At 37.3% G+C, this 21,792-nt stretch carries 20 protein-coding genes; 13 read left to right on the top strand and 7 right to left on the bottom strand.

From position 1 onward, the window contains the following. The first annotated feature begins 42 nt into the window (after window positions 1-42). Window positions 43-324: a hypothetical protein gene (locus ACFSKV_RS09475; protein ID WP_380801799.1), complete on the top strand. Its 282-nt coding sequence runs from the start codon at window positions 43-45 to the stop codon at window positions 322-324. 112 nt (window positions 325-436) lie between these two features. Here ACFSKV_RS09475 and hisS read toward each other — a convergent pair whose 3' ends face one another. Beyond that, window positions 437-1,804: a histidine--tRNA ligase gene (gene hisS / locus ACFSKV_RS09470; protein WP_380801797.1), complete on the bottom strand. Its 1,368-nt coding sequence runs from the start codon at window positions 1,802-1,804 to the stop codon at window positions 437-439. 286 nt (window positions 1,805-2,090) lie between these two features. Then, on the bottom strand, window positions 2,091-2,591 hold the full coding sequence (locus ACFSKV_RS09465; protein ID WP_380801796.1) for a metallophosphoesterase family protein: 501 nt from the start codon (window positions 2,589-2,591) through the stop codon (window positions 2,091-2,093). Between the two features lie 231 nt (window positions 2,592-2,822). On the opposite strand from ACFSKV_RS09465, the gene ACFSKV_RS09460 reads away from it, so the two are divergent. Next, the gene (locus ACFSKV_RS09460) at window positions 2,823-3,242 is read left to right on the top strand and encodes a rhodanese-like domain-containing protein (RefSeq protein WP_380801793.1); all 420 of its coding nucleotides are present in this window, start codon (window positions 2,823-2,825) and stop codon (window positions 3,240-3,242) included. A gap of 124 nt (window positions 3,243-3,366) precedes the next feature. Then, window positions 3,367-4,344, top strand: a complete 978-nt coding sequence (locus ACFSKV_RS09455; protein ID WP_380801790.1) for a pyruvate dehydrogenase complex E1 component subunit beta — start codon at window positions 3,367-3,369, stop codon at window positions 4,342-4,344. Between the two features lie 169 nt (window positions 4,345-4,513). Here ACFSKV_RS09455 and ACFSKV_RS09450 read toward each other — a convergent pair whose 3' ends face one another. Next, entirely contained in the window at window positions 4,514-7,033 is a 2,520-nt protein-coding gene (locus ACFSKV_RS09450) for a TonB-dependent receptor (RefSeq protein ID WP_380801787.1), read from the bottom strand. A gap of 759 nt (window positions 7,034-7,792) precedes the next feature. Between ACFSKV_RS09450 and ACFSKV_RS09445 the strand changes: the two genes are divergently transcribed. The 9 genes from ACFSKV_RS09445 to ACFSKV_RS09405 all read left to right on the top strand — a co-directional run bounded on the left by ACFSKV_RS09445 (window position 7,793) and on the right by ACFSKV_RS09405 (window position 17,342). Further along, window positions 7,793-8,554, top strand: a complete 762-nt coding sequence (locus ACFSKV_RS09445) for a sensor histidine kinase (protein ID WP_380801784.1) — start codon at window positions 7,793-7,795, stop codon at window positions 8,552-8,554. Then, window positions 8,551-9,294, top strand: coding sequence for a LytR/AlgR family response regulator transcription factor (locus tag ACFSKV_RS09440; RefSeq protein WP_380801782.1), 744 nt, complete (start codon window positions 8,551-8,553; stop codon window positions 9,292-9,294). The genes ACFSKV_RS09445 and ACFSKV_RS09440 overlap by 4 nt, the downstream gene beginning before the upstream one ends. A gap of 192 nt (window positions 9,295-9,486) precedes the next feature. Next, window positions 9,487-9,705 (top strand): nucleoside deaminase, encoded by a 219-nt coding sequence (locus ACFSKV_RS09435; protein ID WP_380801779.1) that lies wholly within the window; start codon window positions 9,487-9,489, stop codon window positions 9,703-9,705. A gap of 17 nt (window positions 9,706-9,722) precedes the next feature. After that, the gene (locus tag ACFSKV_RS09430; RefSeq protein ID WP_380801776.1) at window positions 9,723-10,253 is read left to right on the top strand and encodes a hypothetical protein; all 531 of its coding nucleotides are present in this window, start codon (window positions 9,723-9,725) and stop codon (window positions 10,251-10,253) included. A gap of 121 nt (window positions 10,254-10,374) precedes the next feature. Next, window positions 10,375-11,637: an NAD(P)/FAD-dependent oxidoreductase gene (locus ACFSKV_RS09425; protein ID WP_380801773.1), complete on the top strand. Its 1,263-nt coding sequence runs from the start codon at window positions 10,375-10,377 to the stop codon at window positions 11,635-11,637. 153 nt (window positions 11,638-11,790) lie between these two features. Then, window positions 11,791-14,205: a TonB-dependent receptor plug domain-containing protein gene (locus tag ACFSKV_RS09420; RefSeq protein WP_380801771.1), complete on the top strand. Its 2,415-nt coding sequence runs from the start codon at window positions 11,791-11,793 to the stop codon at window positions 14,203-14,205. An 18-nt stretch (window positions 14,206-14,223) separates the two neighbouring features. Next, on the top strand, window positions 14,224-14,643 hold the full coding sequence (locus tag ACFSKV_RS09415; protein ID WP_380801768.1) for a DsrE family protein: 420 nt from the start codon (window positions 14,224-14,226) through the stop codon (window positions 14,641-14,643). Window positions 14,644-14,724: 81 nt separating this feature from the next. Then, window positions 14,725-15,552: a ZIP family metal transporter gene (locus ACFSKV_RS09410; RefSeq protein ID WP_380801765.1), complete on the top strand. Its 828-nt coding sequence runs from the start codon at window positions 14,725-14,727 to the stop codon at window positions 15,550-15,552. Next, window positions 15,501-17,342 (top strand): SLC13 family permease, encoded by a 1,842-nt coding sequence (locus ACFSKV_RS09405; protein WP_380801821.1) that lies wholly within the window; start codon window positions 15,501-15,503, stop codon window positions 17,340-17,342. The genes ACFSKV_RS09410 and ACFSKV_RS09405 overlap by 52 nt, the downstream gene beginning before the upstream one ends. Before the next feature lie 44 nt (window positions 17,343-17,386). Here the strand turns inward: ACFSKV_RS09405 and ACFSKV_RS09400 are convergent, their stop codons facing one another. Together ACFSKV_RS09400 and ACFSKV_RS09395 are read right to left on the bottom strand one after the other, a co-directional pair. Next, window positions 17,387-18,139: an LOG family protein gene (locus ACFSKV_RS09400; RefSeq protein WP_380801762.1), complete on the bottom strand. Its 753-nt coding sequence runs from the start codon at window positions 18,137-18,139 to the stop codon at window positions 17,387-17,389. Window positions 18,140-18,152: 13 nt separating this feature from the next. Then, a complete protein-coding gene (locus ACFSKV_RS09395; RefSeq protein WP_380801760.1) occupies window positions 18,153-19,190 on the bottom strand; it encodes a DUF481 domain-containing protein in 1,038 nt (345 codons plus the stop codon). An 88-nt stretch (window positions 19,191-19,278) separates the two neighbouring features. Here ACFSKV_RS09395 and ACFSKV_RS09390 point away from each other — a divergent pair, with 88 nt between their 5' ends. Beyond that, a complete protein-coding gene (locus tag ACFSKV_RS09390) occupies window positions 19,279-19,920 on the top strand; it encodes a hypothetical protein (protein WP_380801757.1) in 642 nt (213 codons plus the stop codon). Between the two features lie 106 nt (window positions 19,921-20,026). On the opposite strand, the gene ACFSKV_RS09385 is transcribed toward ACFSKV_RS09390, so the two are convergent. Together ACFSKV_RS09385 and ACFSKV_RS09380 are read right to left on the bottom strand one after the other, a co-directional pair. Next, complete coding sequence (locus ACFSKV_RS09385) at window positions 20,027-20,464, bottom strand: hypothetical protein (RefSeq protein ID WP_380801754.1); 438 nt, start codon at window positions 20,462-20,464, stop codon at window positions 20,027-20,029. Between the two features lie 109 nt (window positions 20,465-20,573). Next, on the bottom strand, window positions 20,574-21,701 hold the full coding sequence (locus ACFSKV_RS09380; RefSeq protein ID WP_380801752.1) for an amidohydrolase family protein: 1,128 nt from the start codon (window positions 21,699-21,701) through the stop codon (window positions 20,574-20,576). Window positions 21,702-21,792: the final 91 nt, after the last annotated feature.

Raw genomic sequence — 21,792 nt, 5'->3', positions numbered from 1 at the left:
CGATTGATACGGTACCACTTAAATCAAAAAGCCAAACCTTATATGAAGACAATTGAAATAATCCAGAAAGAACAGATCAAAGATCTTAAGTTCTGCAAAAGAGAAGTTCTCCATGATGAAATGGTAAAAAGAAGAAGGAATTTTGACCTGATGCGAGCCCAAGCTTTAGGCAATTTACTGAAAAGCAAAGTCAACATCACCTTTGAAACTGCTGATGAAAAATCTTATCAGGTAAACACCACAGTATGGGCGGTTGGTTCTGATTTTGTATGTTTAAAATCAGACATCTACATTCCGATCAATGCCATTTTGGAAGTTGATTGATCATTAGGTTTGGACCCACCTTAGGAATTATACCCCAACATTACGCTAAAAATAATAATTTTAAAATTCAATTCTTGAGGTGGAATTCACATGACTGTTTATTTTTGTTCTTTCATTTCATTTTTGCAATAAGGGTATCCAAATCTAAACTTTCCTGGGTACCTGACTGCAAATCTTTAAGACTTACAGAATTGTTCTGTATCTCTTCATCTCCCAAAATAATTACATAGGGCACCTGCTTCTTATCGGCATAAGTCAATTGTTTTTTTATTTTGGATTCATCAGGATATAATTCCGATGAAATACCCGACTTCCGCAATTGATTTAAAATTTTTAGTCCATAAGTAAAACCCTTTTCATCAAAGTATGTGATCAGAACCTTGGTTTTTTCCATATTCTCCTCGGGAAACAAACCCAGTTCTTCCATCACATCATATAACCTATCCACACCGAATGAAAATCCGACTCCGGATACTCCCTCTAAACCAAAAACACCTGTCAGGTTATCATAACGGCCTCCCCCACTTACAGAACCAATGGACACATTATTAACCTTCACCTCGAAAATTGCGCCTGTATAATAAGTAAGTCCACGTGCCAAAACCACATCGAAATCCACATTTGCCTCAGTTTCGCCATAGGTGCTTAGCAATTCAAAAACCGATTCCAGTTCTTCAATACCTTTTTTCCCTGTTTCAGAGGCAGCAAGAAAAGACTTTAAAAATTCCAGTTTGGCATGGTTTCCTTCTTGTAGGTCAATTATTGGACTGAGTTTTTCAATGGATTCTTTGGTGAAATTTCTCTGACCAAGCTCTTCTTTGACCTTTTCCCATCCGATTTTATCCAATTTATCAATGGCCACACACAATTCCCCCTCTCTGCCTTTTTCTCCTATCACCTCAGATAGACCGGTAAGGATTTTCCTGTTATTAATTTTTATACTGTAATCGGTAAGGCCAAGTTTTCCAAATACCCTTTTGATCATCAAAATAATTTCCAATTCGCAGAGCAGACTATCTGTACCGACCACATCAGCATCACACTGATAAAACTCCCTATACCTTCCTTTTTGGGGTCTGTCAGCTCTCCATACCGGCTGGATCTGAAAACGCTTGAAAGGGAAAGTAATCTCATTTCGGTTCATGACCACATACCTGGCAAAAGGTACCGTCAGGTCATAACGAAGGCCTTTTTCAGCAACTTTTGGAAGAACAGAAGAAGTTCCTTTATTTAAATCCTCCTCATGTACATTTTTTAGAAAATCCCCACTATTCAAGATTTTAAATAGCAATTGATCCCCCTCATCTCCATACTTTCCCGTAAGGGTACTGAGATTTTCCATAGCCGGGGTTTCCAATTGTTGAAAACCAAAAAGTTTGAAAGTGTCTTTAATGGTATCTAAAATAAAATTTCTTCTTGCCATCTGAACGGGACCAAAATCCCTGGTTCCTTTCGGCAAAGTTGGTTTTTGAATGGACATGCTGAATTTTAATTTTGCCCGAAGTTAAGTAAAATCAAAATTTTATCTTAATTTTGCGCTTCATTTCAGATAACATAAACAGATAAGACGATGGCTGTTACGACTTTAAAAAGAAAATTGAGAAGAAAGAGGCAAGGTCAAAATACAAGGGTTATCAAAATCAAACAATTGAGCGCCAAGCCGGTAATCAAGAATGTAGATATTGAAGAGCTTAAAAAAAGCTTTGATAAATAATCCTTTCCCCTCTTGAAAGAAATAAGAAAGGCATCGGAAAGCGTTGCCTTTTTTATTTTCCCCTTCTGCCCAATTCCACCACCCGGAGATTTTTTATTTTACCATTTTCTATTTCAAACAGCAACATGGTCCTCATCACATGAAAACCCTGTTGTCCTATAGCGCCCGGATTCATATACAGACAATTGAGGTTTTTGTCGAATTCCACTTTACATATATGGGAGTGTCCACAAACAAATAATTGGACACCAAGGGACTTAATCCTGGCTTTGACACCTTTTGCATAGGATGGAGGTTTGCCACCAATGTGCAACATATAAACCTTAATCCCTTCAATCTCAAAAATTTCTTCCTCAGGATACAATTGCCTCGCCTGCTGGTCATCAATATTGCCGGTTATAATCCTTAATATTTTTCCTTTAGGCAAGTTCTTTAGCATTTCAATTTCCCCAATATCACCAGCATGCCAAATTTCATCTGCCCCTTGCAGATGTGCAATTACAGTGGGGTCCAAATACCCATGGGAATCTGAAATCAGGGCAATTTTTACCATTTTTTAATAATTCTAGTGCTAAAGAAAATCTACTTTTTCCAACATTGGTCACCAATAAGGCAATAATTCAGGTAAACTTCTTGATTCCATAAAGTTCTAGTTCAATCCCTTTTTCTCCGTTATTTCACCTGAAAAACTTAAAAGAATCTTTCCTTCAAGAAAAAAACTAGCATAATATTTATCTTTGTAATACCCATAGTTACTATTATACCAGGTAAAAATCAATTTAAAATGTACAAAATCAATCCTCAATTAGAAAAATCAATCCTCCTGTTTGTGATCATTTTCACAGTGACGTTTACCCATCAGGTATTTGCACAAGAAGGAGCCCCAAAACTTAGCCCTGAACAATTCGATATACAGGCACACCAAAAGAAAAAAAATGTGATACTTGACATCCGAACCCCGGAAGAGACTGCTGAAGGATATATTGAAGGAGCAGAATTTATCAATTTCCTTGGTGATAATTTCGAAGAAGAGATCAAAAAACTGAATAAAAACAGAACTTATTATGTCTATTGCCGCTCGGCCAAAAGGACTATCCCTGCAACTGAAAAAATGAAAGCACTGGGATTTAAAAAAGTATACATGTTGGAAGGAGGGCTTAATAATTGGGTCGCCGCCGGTAAACCGTTGAAAAAACCCGAATAAATCCCCTTTAAAACCAACAATTGAATTTGATAAAAGATTAATCAAATTATCCCATGCATAACCAAATCCGGTTTTGCATTTGAGGGATTAGTTTCTATTTTTACGGGCGAAAATATTGTTTATAATGAGATCTATTCAATTTAGAGAAGCATTGAGAGAAGCCATGTCGGAAGAAATGAGACGCGACAAAAACGTGTTTCTCATGGGTGAAGAAGTGGCAGAATATAATGGGGCATATAAAGTTTCCCAAGGTATGTTGGATGAGTTTGGACCTGATAGGGTTATTGATACCCCTATCGCTGAACTTGGCTTTGCAGGTCTTGGTGTAGGTGCAGCGATGAACGGGTTAAGACCTATCATTGAATTCATGACATTTAACTTTTCCCTTGTAGCAATTGATCAAATTGTCAATTCCGCTGCAAAAATGCTGGCCATGTCAGGGGGTGCTTATAATGTTCCTATCGTTTTCAGAGGTGCCACTGGAAATGCCGGTCAGTTAGGAGCGACGCACTCTTCTAATTTTGAAAACTGGTTTGCCAATACCCCTGGTCTAAAAGTGGTGGTCCCTTCTAATCCTTATGATGCCAAAGGTTTGTTAAAAGCATCCATCAGAGACAATGACCCTGTCATATTTATGGAATCTGAATTGATGTACGGAGACAAAGGAGAGGTACCTGAGGCAGAATACCTCCTTCCTATCGGTGTAGCTGACATCAAAAGAAAGGGTAAAGATGTGACTATTATTTCATTTGGTAAAATGATGAAGGTTGCTTTGGAAGCTGCGGAGGAATTGGCAAAAGAGGGGATTGAAGCAGAAGTAATAGATTTAAGGACTGTCCGCCCTATCGATTATGGAGCCTGTGTAGAATCGGTTAAGAAGACCAACAGATGTGTAGTTGTAGAAGAAGCAAATCCACTTGCTGCTATTTCTTCGGAAATCACCTATCATTTACAAAGAAATGCATTTGATTATCTTGACGCTCCTGTAATTAGGGTAAATTCTATGGATGTCCCATTGAGTTATGCCCCAACTTATATTGAAGCAACCCTGCCCAATGTAAAAAGAACTATTGCAGCAGTAAAGCAAGTGATGTATAAATAATTGGGATTTCGGAAATGGGGATTTATTGAAGTTTAAAATAGACTTAAATTCAATTCCAATCCAAAAAGCCTACCAGGAAAAATCCTGATAGGCTTTTTTAATGTCAAGGAACATAAAAAAACCGCCGGCTAATGCCATGCGGTTTTCACTAGTAAACAATCTATGTTGATTAATTATTGTTCATATTCGCCCCTCCATTACTATCCCCTCCTTCTTTGATGTCATCATTGGTCACCCCTCTTTTCTTCCTTCTGGAAGGCTCCATGCTGAGTTTTCCAATCCTATAATTAAAATTGATTTTGAAATTCATATTTCTCATTCCGATGGTGCTTTGCTGCATGATGGTAGGAGTCTGCAGTTCATTTTTAATAGTGAATACACTGGTAAAGAAGTTTTCAGCTCCAAAACCTATGCTACCTCTTCTCTCATTGAACTGCTTATTAATGTTTAGACTATACATTCCAAATCCTCCTCCAAAACCCTGCAATTGGACCTGTCTCCCTCTTGCAAATCCAAAAGCCTGCAATTGCCAGTTTTTAGGCAATGAGTAGTTTGCAAATAACCTACCACTGACCACAAAACCTTCGTTGCTAGCAGCATACAAGGGATCTTCCAGCCCATTATTCAGTCTTGCATAGTAGGTATCAATACTTCCGTTGAGTGAGAACTTACCGGAAAGATTGATATTTGAAAATATGGAAACTCCATAAGCTTTTTCATACCCTATATTTTCATAGGTAGTAAAGATGATATCATCTTCGAGTACAGTCCTTACCGGCTGTATAGACCCGGTGGTATTTCTGAAATAAGTAGTGAAGTTAAGCGTCATTCCTTTGGTAAAGGTGCTGTAAGCCAATTCGTAGTTATCAGTCAATTCAGGGTCCAGCAAAGGATTTCCTTGGCTGATCTGCTGTGGATTGGCAGCGTTGACGTTTGGATTCAGGAAATTAAGGAATGGTCTTTGTACCCTTCTGTTGTATGCTGCTTTCAGCATATTACCATTTGCTAATTTTCTGCTCAGGTTTAAACTTGGCACGAACAAACCGTAAGAAGGAATTTCGGTTTCGCTTTCCGCTGTTTTAAAATCTGCATTGATGCTGGTGTATTCATACCTCAAGCCGGCTTTCAAAGAATAGTTTTTAAGGAAATTGGTGGTATAAGAAGTATAGGCAGCTGTCACATTTTGATCATAATTAAACTCATTGGATAAAGTGGGATTATCCACTTCCACAAATTCACCATCAGCACCTTCTGCTTCAAAATAAGAGAAATCACTTTGCGCTCTTCTTAAAATATTCTTTGCACCATATTCTAAAATTTTATCTTTTCCGGAACCTATTGGCAACACATAATCCAACTGCACGGTAAATTCCTGGTTTCTTCCAAGGTTGTTGTTTTTTATCCTACTCACGATATCGTCAAAAGTCCCATTATAAAGACTGTTGATAAAATCATTGGTCTGGTTATTTTGGCTGTACAAGGATGAAATGCTGAATTCTTTCATCGGTTTTTCATAGGTTTTGGTATAGTTGAAATTCACATCTACATTGTTGGAAAGGTTATTCACATTAACATCCCTCAACAATGAACTTACCAAAACTTCTTCTGCAAAGGTTTCTGTAAAAAGATCATCCTGGTTATTCCTCATATTCCTCACTCCAAAACTCACAGAAGCTGTAAGGAAATTATATTTGTCAATATCATAATCCCAACCTAGGTTATATCTACCAAACAACATGTTGCTACGTGTATCTGCATTCTGGATGATATTTAATGTACTTCCATCTGCATTTGTAACGAGCTGGTTATTTTCAAAGAATCCTAAAATATTATAACCGGATCTTCCAAATCCTCCCAGTGTCCATCCCATTTTTCCTTGCTTTAGACTTGCATTTAATCCTAGGTTTGATCCCCTGATACCTGCACTGCTGTTAATATTTAGAGTAGCTCCCTGAAGGTTATTCTTTTTGGTGACAATGTTAATCACACCTCCCGTACCTTCAGCATCATATTTTGCGGAAGGAGAAGTAATCACTTCAATCGCTTTGATTTCTTCAGCTGGAATTTGTTTCAATGCCTCAGAAACGTTGGTCGCCACTATGGCAGACTGCTTTCCATTGATCAATACCAAAATATTGGAGCTTCCTCTCATTGAGACGTTTCCATCCATATCCACCGAAAGCATAGGTACCCTTCTCATTACGTCTGTTGCATCACCACCGAGGAGTGTTTTATCATTTTCTGCATTGTAAATCGTTCTGTCCACCTTTTCCTCAATTAGGTCCCTTTGCCCCATGACGGTTACTTCCTGAAGGGCGACCGCATCTGAGGTTAAAGATAAAGTCCCAATATTTATGGAAGGATTGGAATCTGAAATGGTCAGAACCGGAGTATTAAATGATTCATAGCCCATTAAGCTGACAACTACCTGGTATTTCCCGCTTCCGAAATTGGTGATGATGAACTCTCCTTCAAAATCAGCGACTGCTCCAGCAATACTTTTTCCACTTTCAGCTTCCAATAAGGCCACTGCAGCATAAGGTATCGGATCTTCAGATCCCTTTTCAGTGATTTTGCCTGAAATTTTGAAAATCGGCTTTTCTGCTCCTTCAGTTTGGGCAAATGAACTCTGAAGGGAAATTCCAAAAATCAAAAGCCCGGTAAATAATAGTTGGTTTAAAATTTTCATTATTTCTAATTTTACTTTCGTGTAGATAGTTTACTGCAACAAAGGAATACTATTGGGAATTCAAAAAAAAACCTAATAGACTAGCTCGGGATATATATCGACCAATACCCAAAATCTAAAGATAAAGTTAATGAAGTGCACATTTTGCACCTAAATACCCTAAATACTGTACTTTCGTCGATCATATTTGCCTACTGGCAGAATGTTAAAGAAAATCTGATTGGCTTTTGTTCAAATTATTTTTGTTTTTTTTTAGGAGAAGCAAAGCCAAGCATTCAGCATTGAGATTAATAATCAGCTGCCAAACCGTATTAATTCTGACATAAAAATTTTAACCTTGATCCATCAAACCCTGAATTTGGCCGATAAGAACAGCCTATTCATAGATTCTATTGGATAATCCGCATAATTTTCTTTTAGTTTGCTGGAAATCAGTTGAATTAAAAAATGCAAGAAGGTGCCATAAAAAAAAATATCCCTATCCTCATTCACATATTGACGTGGACTTTGATAGGTTCATTTTTTATTTTGTCAAGACCGTTTTCTTCAGACATTGAATGGCCGAAACTGTGGTGGATCAAACAAGTACTTACGTTATCTCTTTGGATCATCGCATTCTATTTCAATTATTTTGTTTTAATACCTAAGTTTTTGTTTAACAATAGGATTTCGGCTTTTTTAATAACAAACCTAATTGCTTGTGTTGTTTTTACCTTAATATTGGTATCCTTTGATGAATATTTCCACATGTCCAAAATTATGCATGAGACATTTAGACCCAATGTTCCTCATGTTGAAAAGCCTAGAAATTGGTATTGGGACATTATCAATATTTTTGTTTTTGCCATGTCCGTTGGAATAAGTACCAGCATAGCTGTAGTCCAAAAATGGCAGTCTGATGAAAAAATCCGATTTGAGCTTGAAAGGCAAAGAACAAATTCTGAAATTTCCTATCTAAAAGCCCAGATCAATCCCCATTTTTTCTTCAATACACTCAATAATATTTATGCGCTGACCAATATTGATGTGGAAAAAGCTAAAGCGGCTTTGCTTAAATTAAGCAGGATGATGCGCTATGTATTATATGAAACTGAAAAAAACCACACACTTTTAAGCAAAGAACTTGATTTTATCCGTGATTATATTGAATTGATGAAAATGCGATTATCCTCCAAGGTAAAACTTGACATCAAACTTCCGGAAAAAATCGAAGACATAGAAATTGCCCCAATGATGCTATTACCCTTTATAGAAAATTGTTTTAAACATGGAATCAGCTCGCAGAAAGAGAGTTTTATTATGATCTCTATTGATAAAATAGGGAATGAACTTTCTCTAAAAACGCAAAACACCATATTTAAGTCTAATGAGAAAACACCTGAAGGGAATTCAAGTGGGATCGGCCTTACCAATACCATGAGAAGATTGGATTTGTTATATCCAGGAAGCTACCAATTGGATATTGATAATAGCAATCCGGAAAATGAATACCGGATCGTACTCAAACTTAATCTAAAATGAAAATCAAATGTATTGCGGTTGATGATGAACCCCTGGCATTGGAATTGGTCTCTAAATTTATTGAACAGACCTCTTTCCTTTCCCTTGAGGCGAAGTTTGACAATGCCATTCAGGCGTTGGGCTATCTCAATCAACATGAGGTTGACTTAGTTTTTTTGGATATCCAAATGCCGGACTTATCCGGGATGGAACTCGCCAGAATTATGGATGGCAAAAAATCTGAAAAAAAACCGCGGATTATTTTTACAACCGCCTACAACCAATTTGCCATTGAAGGATATAAGGTAGATGCGATGGATTATCTATTAAAGCCCTTTAGCTATGAGGAGTTTTTGAAAGCCTCTACCAAAGCCTATCAGTATTTTGAAAATCTTTCCCAACAAGGTTCCATTAAGAACGGAACAAACAGTAAACAAGAAGATTATATATTTTTAAAAGTCGAATACCAGCTGGTAAAAATACTGCTTCATGATATTACACATGTGGAAGCCTATAAAGATTATGTTAAGGTCCATTTGAAAGACAAGCCCAATCCGATTTTGTCTTTAACCAGTTTGAAAAATATGGAAGAAATTTTACCTAAAGAAAAATTTATGAGGGTACACAGATCCTTTATTATCAATTTGGACCATATAGACTCAGTGTCAAGAAATGTTGTCAATATTGGCAATCACCAAATTTCGGTCAGCGAAAATTATAAAGATTCATTTTTGGAGTTTATGAACAAGTGGCTGACTTGATGCATGCTGTAAAATTTTAATTAATTTTTTAAATATTTCAAGGACAAATTCGGAATTTAATTTTAATAAAAGCCATTTTTATTCTTATTTCCTTTAAAATTTCCAAACCTAACTGCCCAAAATCCGTAGACTAGTTATTTGTTAGCAGTTTGATTAATCTAATCTTTTTATGGATTAGAAACAAAATCCTTTATGGCAATGGCCATAGAATTATCAAATTCAGGTATGGAAGCGGGCAAAGGAGGTCCTTTTGGATGGGTAATTGTTAAAGATGGGAAAATAATAGGTATAGGATCCAATGTGATCTTGGAATCCAATGATCCCACTGCTCATGCAGAAATCGTTGCCATCCGGGAAGCCTGCAAAATATTTGAAAAATGGAAGTTGAAAGAAAATAAAACATTATATTAAACAAAAGACCGACAATTATGAAAAAGACAATGTTAATCCTGCTTAGTATTACCTTATTGATGTCTTGTGCAAAGGAAAAAAGCATTGAAGAAAGATATCTTTATGAAGGAGAAAAAATAGTGGATGTAGATACAGGTGATGAGTACATCATGGAAGATGAACAACAGTTTACTATTGTTCATACAGATGGAACCACTGAAAAAGTAGCCATAGATGAAACACCTTTCTATGGAAGCGCACTTTCCGATGAATATGTCAAAACCCTGGAGGCTAAGCTAGCTGAAAGAAAAGAAAAATTGCTGGAGGAGCAAAAAAACAAATTGAAAGAAGTAAGAAGGTCAAGATACGCGAATATTTCTGATGATGAACTCCTGAAGCAATTTCAACAAGGCCATTCAGATGGTCTGGATATGAGCAGGCAAATGGATATGATTGCTGAATTGATTGACAGAGGAGTTGTCAATTCAGAAGAAGCTCCTGATTTACTTGAAATTTCACCTGAATTGATTGACTTGGACGTTGATATCGATTCATTAAATGATAATTAAAATATTGCATCATTATAAAGCCCTGGAATATATTTCAGGGCTTTTTTTATTGTGATTAAAATCACCTTTTTTAAATAAAAAACCAGCTACATTTAAATTATAAACAAAAATCCATGTACCCATGAGCCACTATAAAATACTCATCATAGGTGGCGGCACAGCAGGAATCACTGTAGCAGCCCAACTCAAATTAAAAGACAAATCCTTATCAATTGGACTGATTGAACCTTCGGAGAAACATTATTATCAACCTGCCTGGACTTTAGTAGGGGCAGGAACTTTTGATTTTAATAAAACTGAAAGAAAAGAAGCCGATTATATCCCAAAAGGAGTAGATTGGATAAAAGATTATGCCGCTGGAATTGACCCTGAAAAAAACACGGTTTCAACAAAATCCTCAGGCGACATTACTTATGATTATTTGATAGTTGCCCCTGGTCTGGTTATGAATTTTGACCTGTTGCCAGGACTAAAAGAAGCAATGGATACAGATTTTGTGGGTTCAGTTTATACCGATCCCAAAAAAGTCTGGAAAATGCTTCAGAATTTTAAAGGAGGAAACGCTGTCTTTACCCAGGCCAATACCCCAATCAAATGCGGTGGAGCACCTCAGAAAATTATGTACCTTTCTGAGCATTTTCTAAGGAAAAAAGGCATTAGAGATAAAGCAAATGTAATTTTTGCTACGCCAGGTACAGTAATTTTTGGTGTAAAGGATTTTGCCGATACACTTACTAAAATTATTGAAAAAAGAAATATCCATTTCAAACCTTTCTATGCGCCGATTAAGATTGATGGTCAAAAAAAAGAAATCACCTTCAAGTATATCAAACCTGATGCAGAAAACCTCGAAAGTCTGATTAACGGTAATCTTCAGGAAAGTCTTTCAGGTGACAAAGAAATCACCCTAAAATATGATATGCTACATTTGGCTCCACCACAACAAGCCCCTGATTTTATTAGAAATTCCTCCTTGGTATACCAGGAAGGACCTCATAAGGGTTGGTTGGAAGTGGACATCAATACCCTTCAGCATCTAAAATATCCAAATGTTTTTGGACTGGGTGACGTAGCAGGCCTGCCCACAGCAAAAACTGGAGCTGCTGTCAGAAAACAGGCACCAGTGGTCGTGGAAAATATTTTGAAACTGATCAAAGAAAAACAACTTGGAACCAAAATATATGAAGGCTATTCTTCCTGTCCTTTGGTGACGGGTTACGGTTCCATGGTGCTTGCGGAGTTTAAATACAATAATGTGAGGGACAGTGACCCCATGATTTCAAAATTTGTTGACACTTCAAAAGAACAGTACTCAATGTGGCTTTTGAAAAAATATGGCCTTCCATTTATGTACTGGAACTTGATGCTTAGAGGCAAAGCTTAAAGGAACTGAAATTCATTAGCCCGCTTCATTAATTCCTTCAAGGTCAACCTTGAAGGAATTTTTTAACGCTGTCAAAAATCCATTCAAAATAAATTTTCAAAATGCCTGAAAGTATTTTTCCATATTTGTCAAAAAATTACACCGTTTTATCCCATGAGGCTAATTTTAGCATTTTTGTGTACCTTTTCTACCCTTCTTTTACATGCTCAAACGCTTCAAATAAAAGATTCAGAAACCAAGGAGCCTCTTGAGTTTGTAACGGTTTATTGCCAAAAACCTATTAAAACGGCAATTTCAAATAACTTAGGGGAAGTTGATTTAAGCACCTTTTCAAATGCTGAAAAAATTGAAATTAGGCTTTATGGATATAAAACCCTTATTAAAAGCTTCAAAGAAATTCAACATGAGGGATTTGTATTATTTCTAACTCCAACCACCATTTTTCTTCAACAAGCAGTGGTATCTGCTACCCGATGGAACCAAAACAGAGAGGAGATTCCTTCCAAAATTTCTACCATAAGCAGAGCGGATATGGAATTGCTCAACCCACAGACAACGGCGGATATGTTGGGTACCTCAGGAGAAGTTTTCATTCAAAAAAGCCAACAGGGTGGTGGTAGTCCAATGATCAGAGGATTTTCCACCAATAGACTCTTATATACTGTCGACGGAGTGAGGATGAATACTGCAATTTATAGAAGTGGAAATCTCCATAACGTAATTTCTCTAGATCCATTTGCCATGGAAAACACCGAGGTTTTTTTTGGACCAGGGGCAATCATTTATGGAAGTGATGCAATTGGGGCCGTGATGAGTTTCCAGACCCTAAAACCAGTGGTATCTTCAGAAAATGGGGAATCTATATCTGGCAATATCACGCTAAGGACGAATTCTGCCAACAAGGAAAAAACAGGACATGTGCATATCAAATATGGAGGAGAAAAATGGGCAGGAGTAAGCAGTGTCAGTATATATAGCTTTGATGATTTAAAGATGGGCACAAGAGGACCTGATGAATTCCTGAGAAATAACTATGTAGATAGAATCAATGACCAGGATGTGATCATTGAAAATAATGAACCTAGGATCCAGGTTCCATCAGGATATGACCAATTGAATTTAATGCAAAAAATCAGATTTTCCCCTAATGAAAAGTGGGATTTCCAATATGCCTTCCATTATTCCGAAACATCCAATTTTCCAAGATATGACAGATTGATCCGGTACAGGCCTGATGGAACCCCAAGATCTGCTGAATGGAAATATGGGCCTCAGATCTGGATGATGAATCATTTTAAAATAAGCCATTCTTCTGATTCCCGATATTTTGATAAAATGACCCTAAACCTTGCTTTTCAAAAGTTTGAAGAAAGCAGAATAGACAGGAATTTCAACAATCCCATCAGGAGAACCAGAGTTGAACAAGTGGATGCTTATTCAGCCAATTTGGATTTCCTTAAAGAATTACCCTCAAAAAGCGCCAAAATATTTTATGGCATGGAAGGTGTAATCAATGATGTCGTTTCGACAGGAACTGACAAAAATATCGAAACTGGGCAAATTGTTCCCGGGGCTTCAAGATACCCTGATTCCCAATGGGCATCTTATGCCATTTACGCTTCCTATCAACAAAAAATTTCAATAAAGTCTTTATTCCAAGCAGGTTTAAGGTACAATAGATTCCTTTTGAATGCCGATTTCAGGGATAATCTGGAATTTTATCCACTGCCCTTTGAAAAAAGTCAAAATGAAGAGGGAGCATTTAATGCTAACCTTGGATGGGTGTTTACCCCAACTGATTATTGGATATTCCATACAAATTTTTCGACAGGATTCAGGACGCCCAATGTGGACGATATTGGAAAAGTATTTGATTCCGAACCTGGGACCGTCTTGATTCCCAACCCGTATTTAAAACCTGAATATGCCTATAACTTTGAATTGAACGCCAGCAGGGTAATCCAAGAAAATGTCATGATAGACCTGACAGGTTATTTTACCCACTTGGATAATGCACTGGTTAGAAGACCCTCAACCTTAAACGGACAGGACAGCATCTTTTATGATGGGGAATTGAGTAAAGTGCTTGCCTTGCAAAATGCTGCTTTTGTAAGGATTATTGGATTACAGGCAGCATTGGAAATTAAGTTTTCCAAACATTTAACTTTTTCTTCCAAGCTTAATATTCAGAAAGGAAGAGAGGAAACAGAGGATGGAGCTTCAAGCCCATCACGACATGCTCCTCCCACTTTTGGCGTATCCAGATTGGAATTTATGAAAGGAAAATTAAGAGGACAGCTATTTTCGGAATACTCCGGAGGTTTCAGTTACTATGAACTGCCCTTGGAGGAAAGAGGAAAACCGGAACTTTATGCCATTGATGAAAACGGCAATCCTTACAGTCCTTCTTGGGCGACCCTTAATTTGAAAGGTATTTACCAAATCAGTAATTTCCTTACAATAAGTGGTGGCATTGAAAATATTACCAATATCAGATACAGGACCTACAGTTCAGGCATTTCTGCCCCTGGGAGAAACTTTATCCTCACATTAATGGCCAAATTTTAAATTGAAAATCAAAACACTATGAAAAACTTACTCTCCTTCTTCATTTTGCTACTTATGTTTAACGTGGCACATGCTCAGGTTACTTCTCAATCTGAGCATAAAATAATTTTTCAACTAACAGATGGTGACCCTGAAATCCATACCAAATTTCTCAGACAGCTAAATAATGTTCTGACCGCAGCCCCAAATGCTAAAATTGAGGTGGTTACCCATGGCATGGGAGTAGATTTATTATTTCAGGAAAATAATCGGTTTGACAAAGAACTGAATACTTTAAAAGAACTTGGAGTGAATTTTGTAGTATGCGAAAATACCCTCAAGCAACGTAAACTCAATAAAGACCAATTTTTGCCATTGGCCAATTTTGTTCCCTCCGCCATACTTGAACTTGTAATCAAACAAGAACAAGGCTGGATTTATATCAAGGCCGGAGGATAACTTGGCCACATCCTATTGATAGAACCTAAGCATTTATCAAATTATCAAAAACTTGGATATTTTTGCGTAAATCCTTTGGTAATGATAGACTATATAGAAACTTTAGCCACCGAGATAGGACCTGTCAAATCAGCACTTCTCGCAACAATTTTTACCTGGCTGATGACAGCTCTTGGCGCATCTATCGTTTTTTTATTTAAGAATGTTAACAGGGCATTTTTTGATACCATGCTCGGCTTTACCGGTGGGGTAATGATTGCAGCAAGCTTTTGGTCCTTATTGAATCCAAGCTTAAACTTTGCACAGGACATATATCCAACAATACCGTGGTTTCCCGTGGCTGTAGGTTTTCTTGTTGGAGGATTGTTTATTTTCGGATTAGACAAATTTCTTCCACACCTTCATATCAACTTCAAAAAGACAGAAACTGAAGGCCTTCCAACCACCTGGCATAAATCGACATTATTGCTGCTCGCAATCACCTTGCATAATATTCCGGAAGGACTTGCCATTGGGATCCTTTTTGGAGCCGCAGCTCAGGGATTGGATGGCACCACTGTAGCAGCAGCTGTTGCTTTGGCAATTGGTATCGGGGTTCAAAATTTTCCGGAAGGAATGGCTGTATCTATGCCTTTGAGAAGAAATGGAGCCAGCAGGTGGAAGGCATTTTGGTATGGACAACTTTCTGCGATTGTTGAGCCCATTGCAGGAGTATTGGGTGCTATTTCCATGATATACATGAAAAATGTATTACCCTTTGCGCTTTCATTTGCCGCCGGGGCCATGATATTTGTCGTAGTGGAAGAAGTAATTCCGGAAACCCAAAGAGACAAATACACTGACCTGGCTACACTTGGATTTATGGTAGGTTTTGTGGTGATGATGATTCTGGATGTTTCCTTTGGATAGGGAAAGGAACTTTTGTTAAAATGGAAAAAGAACTGGTATTTGGGATATTGATTTTGGCAATTGGACTTTTTGCATGGGGAAAGCTAAGGTATGATTTGGTTGCGATAATTTGTTTGCTTTTATTGGTAATTACAGGATTAATACCTGCAGAAGAATCATTTTCCGGGTTTGCCCATCCAGCTGTAATCACCGTAGCCATGATCCTCATAGTAAGCCATGGTCTTTCCAAATCAGGTCTGATTGAATGGATTGCCCGATGGATGATGGAAAAGGATTTAAGCTTCACTTTGCAATTAACTGTACTCTGCGCGATGGTAAGTCTGGCCTCCGCATTTATGAACAATGTCGGGGCACTGGCCATGACCATTCCTTTGGTTATCCATTTGGCAAAAAAAAGTGGCCAATCCCCATCTTCCTATCTCATGCCCATTGCTTTTGCTTCCTTATTGGGAGGCATGATTACACTTATAGGAACCCCTCCAAACATCATAGTTTCCAGCTTTAGGGCTGAACATGTAAGTGAGGAATTTGGCATGTTTGATTTTGCACCGGTGGGCTTGAGCCTTACTTTGATAGGATTGGTTTTTATCATCCTTATTGGCTGGCGTCTGGTACCAAAAAGATCACCTCAGGGTGAGGAAACCAATAAATTCAATATTGAGGATTATATCACTGAAGTAGTTATTGCAGAAGACTCTAAATTAAAAGGGGAACCAAGGAGCAAAATCCTTGAATTCACCAATGGAAATATTCAAATTTTGAATACCATTAGAAATGACCAAATGATTTATGCACCGGGCAGAAATTTCATTTTTCGGGAAAAGGATATAATCACTCTACAGGGAGACCCTTCAGATATCAAAGAGTTTATTGATGACTCCAATACTAAGCTGGTAGGAAAAGAAAAACATGCCCATAAAAAGAATGAATCAGAGCAAATTTCACTGGTTGAAGCAGTGGTCATGGAAAATTCAAGAATCATTGGAAGAACTGCCTCCAATATGAATATGAGCTACCGGTATGGAATAAATCTTTTGGCCATCTCAAGAAGAAACCAGAAAATAAGGAAAAGGATTGACCATGTTGCTTTTAAAAACGGGGATGTATTATTGGTTCAGGGTGAAAGTGATAAAATAGATGAAGCCCTTGACAGGATGGGTTGCTTACCATTAGCTGATAGAGGCATCAATTTAGGTCAACCCAAAAAAATTCTGGTGGCTCTTTCCATTTTTGGATTATCCTTGGCATTGATTATCTCCGGAATTCTAAAAGTGGAAATAGCTTTTACACTTGCAGCCTTACTTTTAATTCTTTTTAAAGTCATTCCCCTTAGAGACATTTATACCTCCATTGACTGGCCTGTCATCATATTAATCGGTGCCTTATTACCCCTTGGGACTGCACTGGAAACATCTGGAGGTGCAGTTTGGTTGGCAGAAAAAATTCTAATTTTTAAGGAAAGCTTGCCCCCTTGGTTCATATTAGGACTGGTATTGGTTTTGACCATGTTTTTATCTGATATTATTAATAATGCGGCCACAGTGGTTCTCATGGCGCCTATTGCCTTAAATATTGCAAGTGGATTGGGTGTAAATCCAGATCCATTTTTAATGGCAGTGGCAGTTGGGGGATCCTGCGCGTTCCTTACCCCCATAGGTCATCAGGGAAATGCATTGATAATGGGACCCGGTGGGTATTCCTTTTCTGATTACATAAGGCTTGGTGCTCCGTTGGAGGCAATAATTGTTTTGATTGGTATCCCTTTGATCCTAATTTTTTGGTCACTCTAATTTTGTTGGAAAATACTATTTCAAAAAATCAATTATGAAAATATTCAATTTTCGCCCAATACATGTGAAGGCTTTATTTCCACCTTCCTTTTTAATCCATAACCCTCAATCGCATATTTTCTGATATGTTCTTCCATTTCTTCAACTGAATCTGTTAACAAAAACAGATCCAAATCAGCTTTATTAATCGTGCCATAATCGGCTAAATGGTGGATATATTCATATAAATGTTCATGAAATTCGCTGCACATCAATACTACGGGAAATGGCTTCATCACTTTTGTCTGTATCAAAGTCAAGGCTTCAAAAAACTCATCCAAAGTCCCAAATCCTCCTGGCATCACCACAAAGGCAAAGCTATACTTGGAAAGCAACACCTTTCTCACAAAGAAATATTTGAAATCCATCCATTTATCCAAATAGGGATTTGGATGCTGTTCGAAAGGTAGGATAATATTGCAGCCAATGGATTTACCACCTACGTTTTTTGCTCCTCGGTTAGCTGCTTCCATGATTCCTGGACCACCACCTGTCATTACCGTAAATCCCATTTTACTCAGCCTTTCTCCTACCCGTACTGCCAATTGATAAAATTTATCATTTTCCTCAAATCTGGCAGAACCAAAGACGGTGACACACGGCCCAACAAAGTGCAACATTCGAAATCCTCTGATAAATTCAATCAAAACCTTAACAATAAATTTAAATTCTTTCCATCTGGTCTGAGGTCCTGCAAAGAATTCCTCTTCCTCCGGATTGACCAATGGGGAAAAACCTTCGATGTCTTTTTTAATCATTTTATAAAAATTATTATTTCAACTTGTAACCAATATTAAATATAACGCCATAATCAAAGTTTGTGTTGCTTCCTTCCAATGCCTGACTATCAAAACTGGAATAAAACTGCAAACTTAAATTGAGGTTTTTTATAACTTCCCAATTCACCCTCGTATCCCCATCATACCTTTTTCTTCCCCCCTGGTTTAAACCCACGAAATATTTAGGGACAATGGAAAAAGAAAGGTTTGGCATGGAATAATGAAAATAATCTAACCTGAATTGAATAGGTAACTCAAACAAATTCCCTGAAGAACTCCCTTCCAATGGCGTTTCTTGGTTCATTACAACTCCTGAAATCAATGCTCCTTGAAGGTTGCTTTTAAATAAAAATCTCCGCCCAATACCTAAATACTGCTGAATACGACTTGCCAGACCCAACTCTATGTTTCTTTGATAGTTTAGTGCAACCCCTCCTAATAAAACAGGTGAAATATTATATATACCCGCCAAAGTAATGGCTTCCCTGTCTCTGGTTTTTTCTCCCTGATTGTTGGTGAAAATAAAGGAACCTGAAAAATCAACCTGATATTTGTTTTCTGTAAATTTTAAATCCCAATCTATATTGGTCCTGCCAATATCACTCGATTTTGTGTAGGAATAGCCCGCACCTATCGTACCTTTTATTTTTTTAATAAATTTCTTTTCTAAAGTAACCAAATGGTAAATGTCAACAATTGGATAGGCTTTTTCAATGAACCCATCATCAATGATTACTTCTCCAAAAACTTCCGAAGGCTTAATAACACCAAAATAAACTGTTTGATCGATTGTTTCTATTCTGTAAGTTCTGGACACTGCCCTGATCGTTTTGATCTTATGATATTTAACATTTTGAAGAGAAAGATCAGTATCATCAAATTCAATAATGCCCAAATTGATACTGTTTAATTTTCCCACCATAATTTGTCCATTTCTCAGATATACAGTGTCTCTTTCCTGGGCATTTACATCAAAAACACCTATGAGAAAAAATAAAAATATTAGAAAATGAAAGTTCTTTAAAATCATGAAAGTAATTAAGCGGAGTCGTCTATCAAAATTAAAATATTAATGTTAAATTAGAGCATAAGATATCTAAAATCAATTTGACAATTATATGAAAACCAAGATAGGCGCTCTGGCAAAATTTGCATTTGCCATCTCATTTGTTATAGTCTCTTGTTCACCTGCAACGAAAATTGTAGGATCTTGGAAAAATCCGGAACTCGGTAGCAAAAAGTATTCAGACCTTTATGTTTTTGCCATGTCGGACAACTTTATTAACCGGAAGACAATTGAAGAAGATATTGCCCAAATTCTTAAAACAAATGGCATTGATGCACAAACCAGCGTGAATACCCTTAAACCCGGGGGCAAATTAGAAGATGTTAAACCTGACGAGATTGTGACCGCCATGCAACAAGGAAATAATGACGGTTTGCTGACTATGGGCTTGATTGATCAGACCTCAGAAACACGGTATGTTCAAGGAACAGCCTATCCTATGGCCGGCTACGGATTCAGGGGATATTATGGTGCATATGGAGCCATGGCCTATAGCCCTGGTTATTATACCACTGACAAATCCTATTTTATCGAAATCAAGTTGTTCGATGCAAAATCCGGGGATATGGTTTGGTCTGCCCAATCCGAAACTACCAACCCTGGAAATATAGAATCTGCAGCGCTTGACTTTGCAACTGTCGTTGTGGACAGGATGATTCAGGATGGTGTATTGAATGTTCCTTCCAAAAAGTAAGGGGAAATTAAGGTTTAAGTAGTATTTGAAGAAGTATAATTGAAACTGTCAACTTTCGATCAAAAGAAAAACTCCAAATTCGCCATAAAGACCCAACCTGTTGCCCCTACATTAGTAGGATATGCCAAATAACCAACGGGGGACCTCTCAACCCTAATAAATTCAGGATTTTATGAAATTCATACTGAAAATTCCCCCCAACTACTACCTGGGCCGGTAGTCCAAGATTAACATTTGTTGTCCAGGTGTACAGCAAATACCTAAATTTAGGAGTATAGACCCAACCTTTAAAATAAATCATCACTTTTTGAAATTGGATATCGTTCCTTCTTTTTACACTGAAATCTCTTCCAAAGGAGTCGGTGAAAGTGGAATCAATTCTTCTTTGGTTAAGGTACCTTACAACCGAATAAAAACTGATGGAAAGTGATCCCTTATCACCTTCAAATACCTGAAATCCTAAGCCGGGAATATGAAAATTGGGATCCCTTTCTTCTCCAGGTGGATTAGAAGGGATTTGTCCATACAAAATACCTGAGTTCACAAGAATCAAAAAGAACCAAAAAATTGCGAAAACTTTGAAGGATAACCCAATTGAAAATTTAAACTGAGCTTTTTTTTAGAAAGTGATATGGTATTTTTTTCAAGAATCATTATTTCTTGTTTGCTTTTTCCCATTCCCTTACTTTTAAAGCTGCTTGATCAAAAAGTCTTTCAAAGTTCCCTTTAAGAACATTTTCCCTTGTAGATGGAGAAAGTTTGTCCCATAAAGGCTTATACAATTCATAAACACCCATATACATCTCTTTATTTCTTGGAGCAACCACATCTGTCCCAAATAAAACCCTGTCAGGAAACCTTTCCAATAATCTTGCTGAGGCATCTATATTTTCCGGATTGGATATCACATATTTTGCAACTTCATCCCAAGAAATATCAAAATGAAGGTTATTGTATTTTGGGTTAGCCAAAGTTTCTTCGATTAATTCCAGATGATTAGGATTCCTTTCAGGCCTAACTACTCCTCTTGAATCTCTTAAGGGATGGACTACTCTTCCTAAGCCTGTGTGCGCCCAAATAATTGTAGTATTTGGATGCCTTTCAACCAAATCAATCATTTGAGAAAAATATACAGCCTCTTTACCATCTTTTTGAAAAGGAATATCAATATCATTATGTATCACCACCAAAAGACCTGTTTCAGCACAAATTTCCATAATCCTGTCCAAAGCTGGGTTGGTTAAACTTGCTGTTTCACCCGCAACTTTTGGTGAAACAAACTCTTTGTGGATGGTAAATTCACCTATCCCTGTGAAAACCCCCGGAAAGGATAATAAAACCCTTCGGATATGGTCCCCAGCATACATATCTGCTGGATTAAACCCTGTAATCATTGGTTCAAACCTTCTCTTGTCGCTCTCAGAAAGGGATAAATATTCAAGAGCTATGTTAGCATCCGTAAATGAATAATAATACAGTGGGGCATCTGATTCCAGATAATATGTAGGGGCATATTCCCCTGAATTTTGAAAAGACCAGGTTTGCTGCAATGGAATCCCGAATAAGGCCACTCTCCCAACATCATCCCCCATTAAACCGAGGAATTCTTTTATGCCTGGCCCTTCTTGAATATAGTTAGTGAGATGGAAATGGGAATCGTTAAAAAGGTATTCCTTTTTCTGGGCAAAACTTTGAAAATTAACAGCAAAAAAAATTCCCAGAATCAAAAAGAAATAAATGTTTCTTTTGTCTGCATATAATTTATTTTCAGTTGATTCCATTGTTTTTAAGGGATTAGGTTGGATTGCATTTTTGAAAAAGGTCAATCATGATATTGATAAATAGACTCATATCAATATCTAAAAGCCCATA

This window comes from Shivajiella indica (genome assembly GCF_042683085.1).
Classification (GTDB): Bacteria; Bacteroidota; Bacteroidia; order Cytophagales; family Cyclobacteriaceae; genus Shivajiella; species Shivajiella indica.
This window is presented reverse-complemented; position numbering and strand designations above follow the sequence as displayed.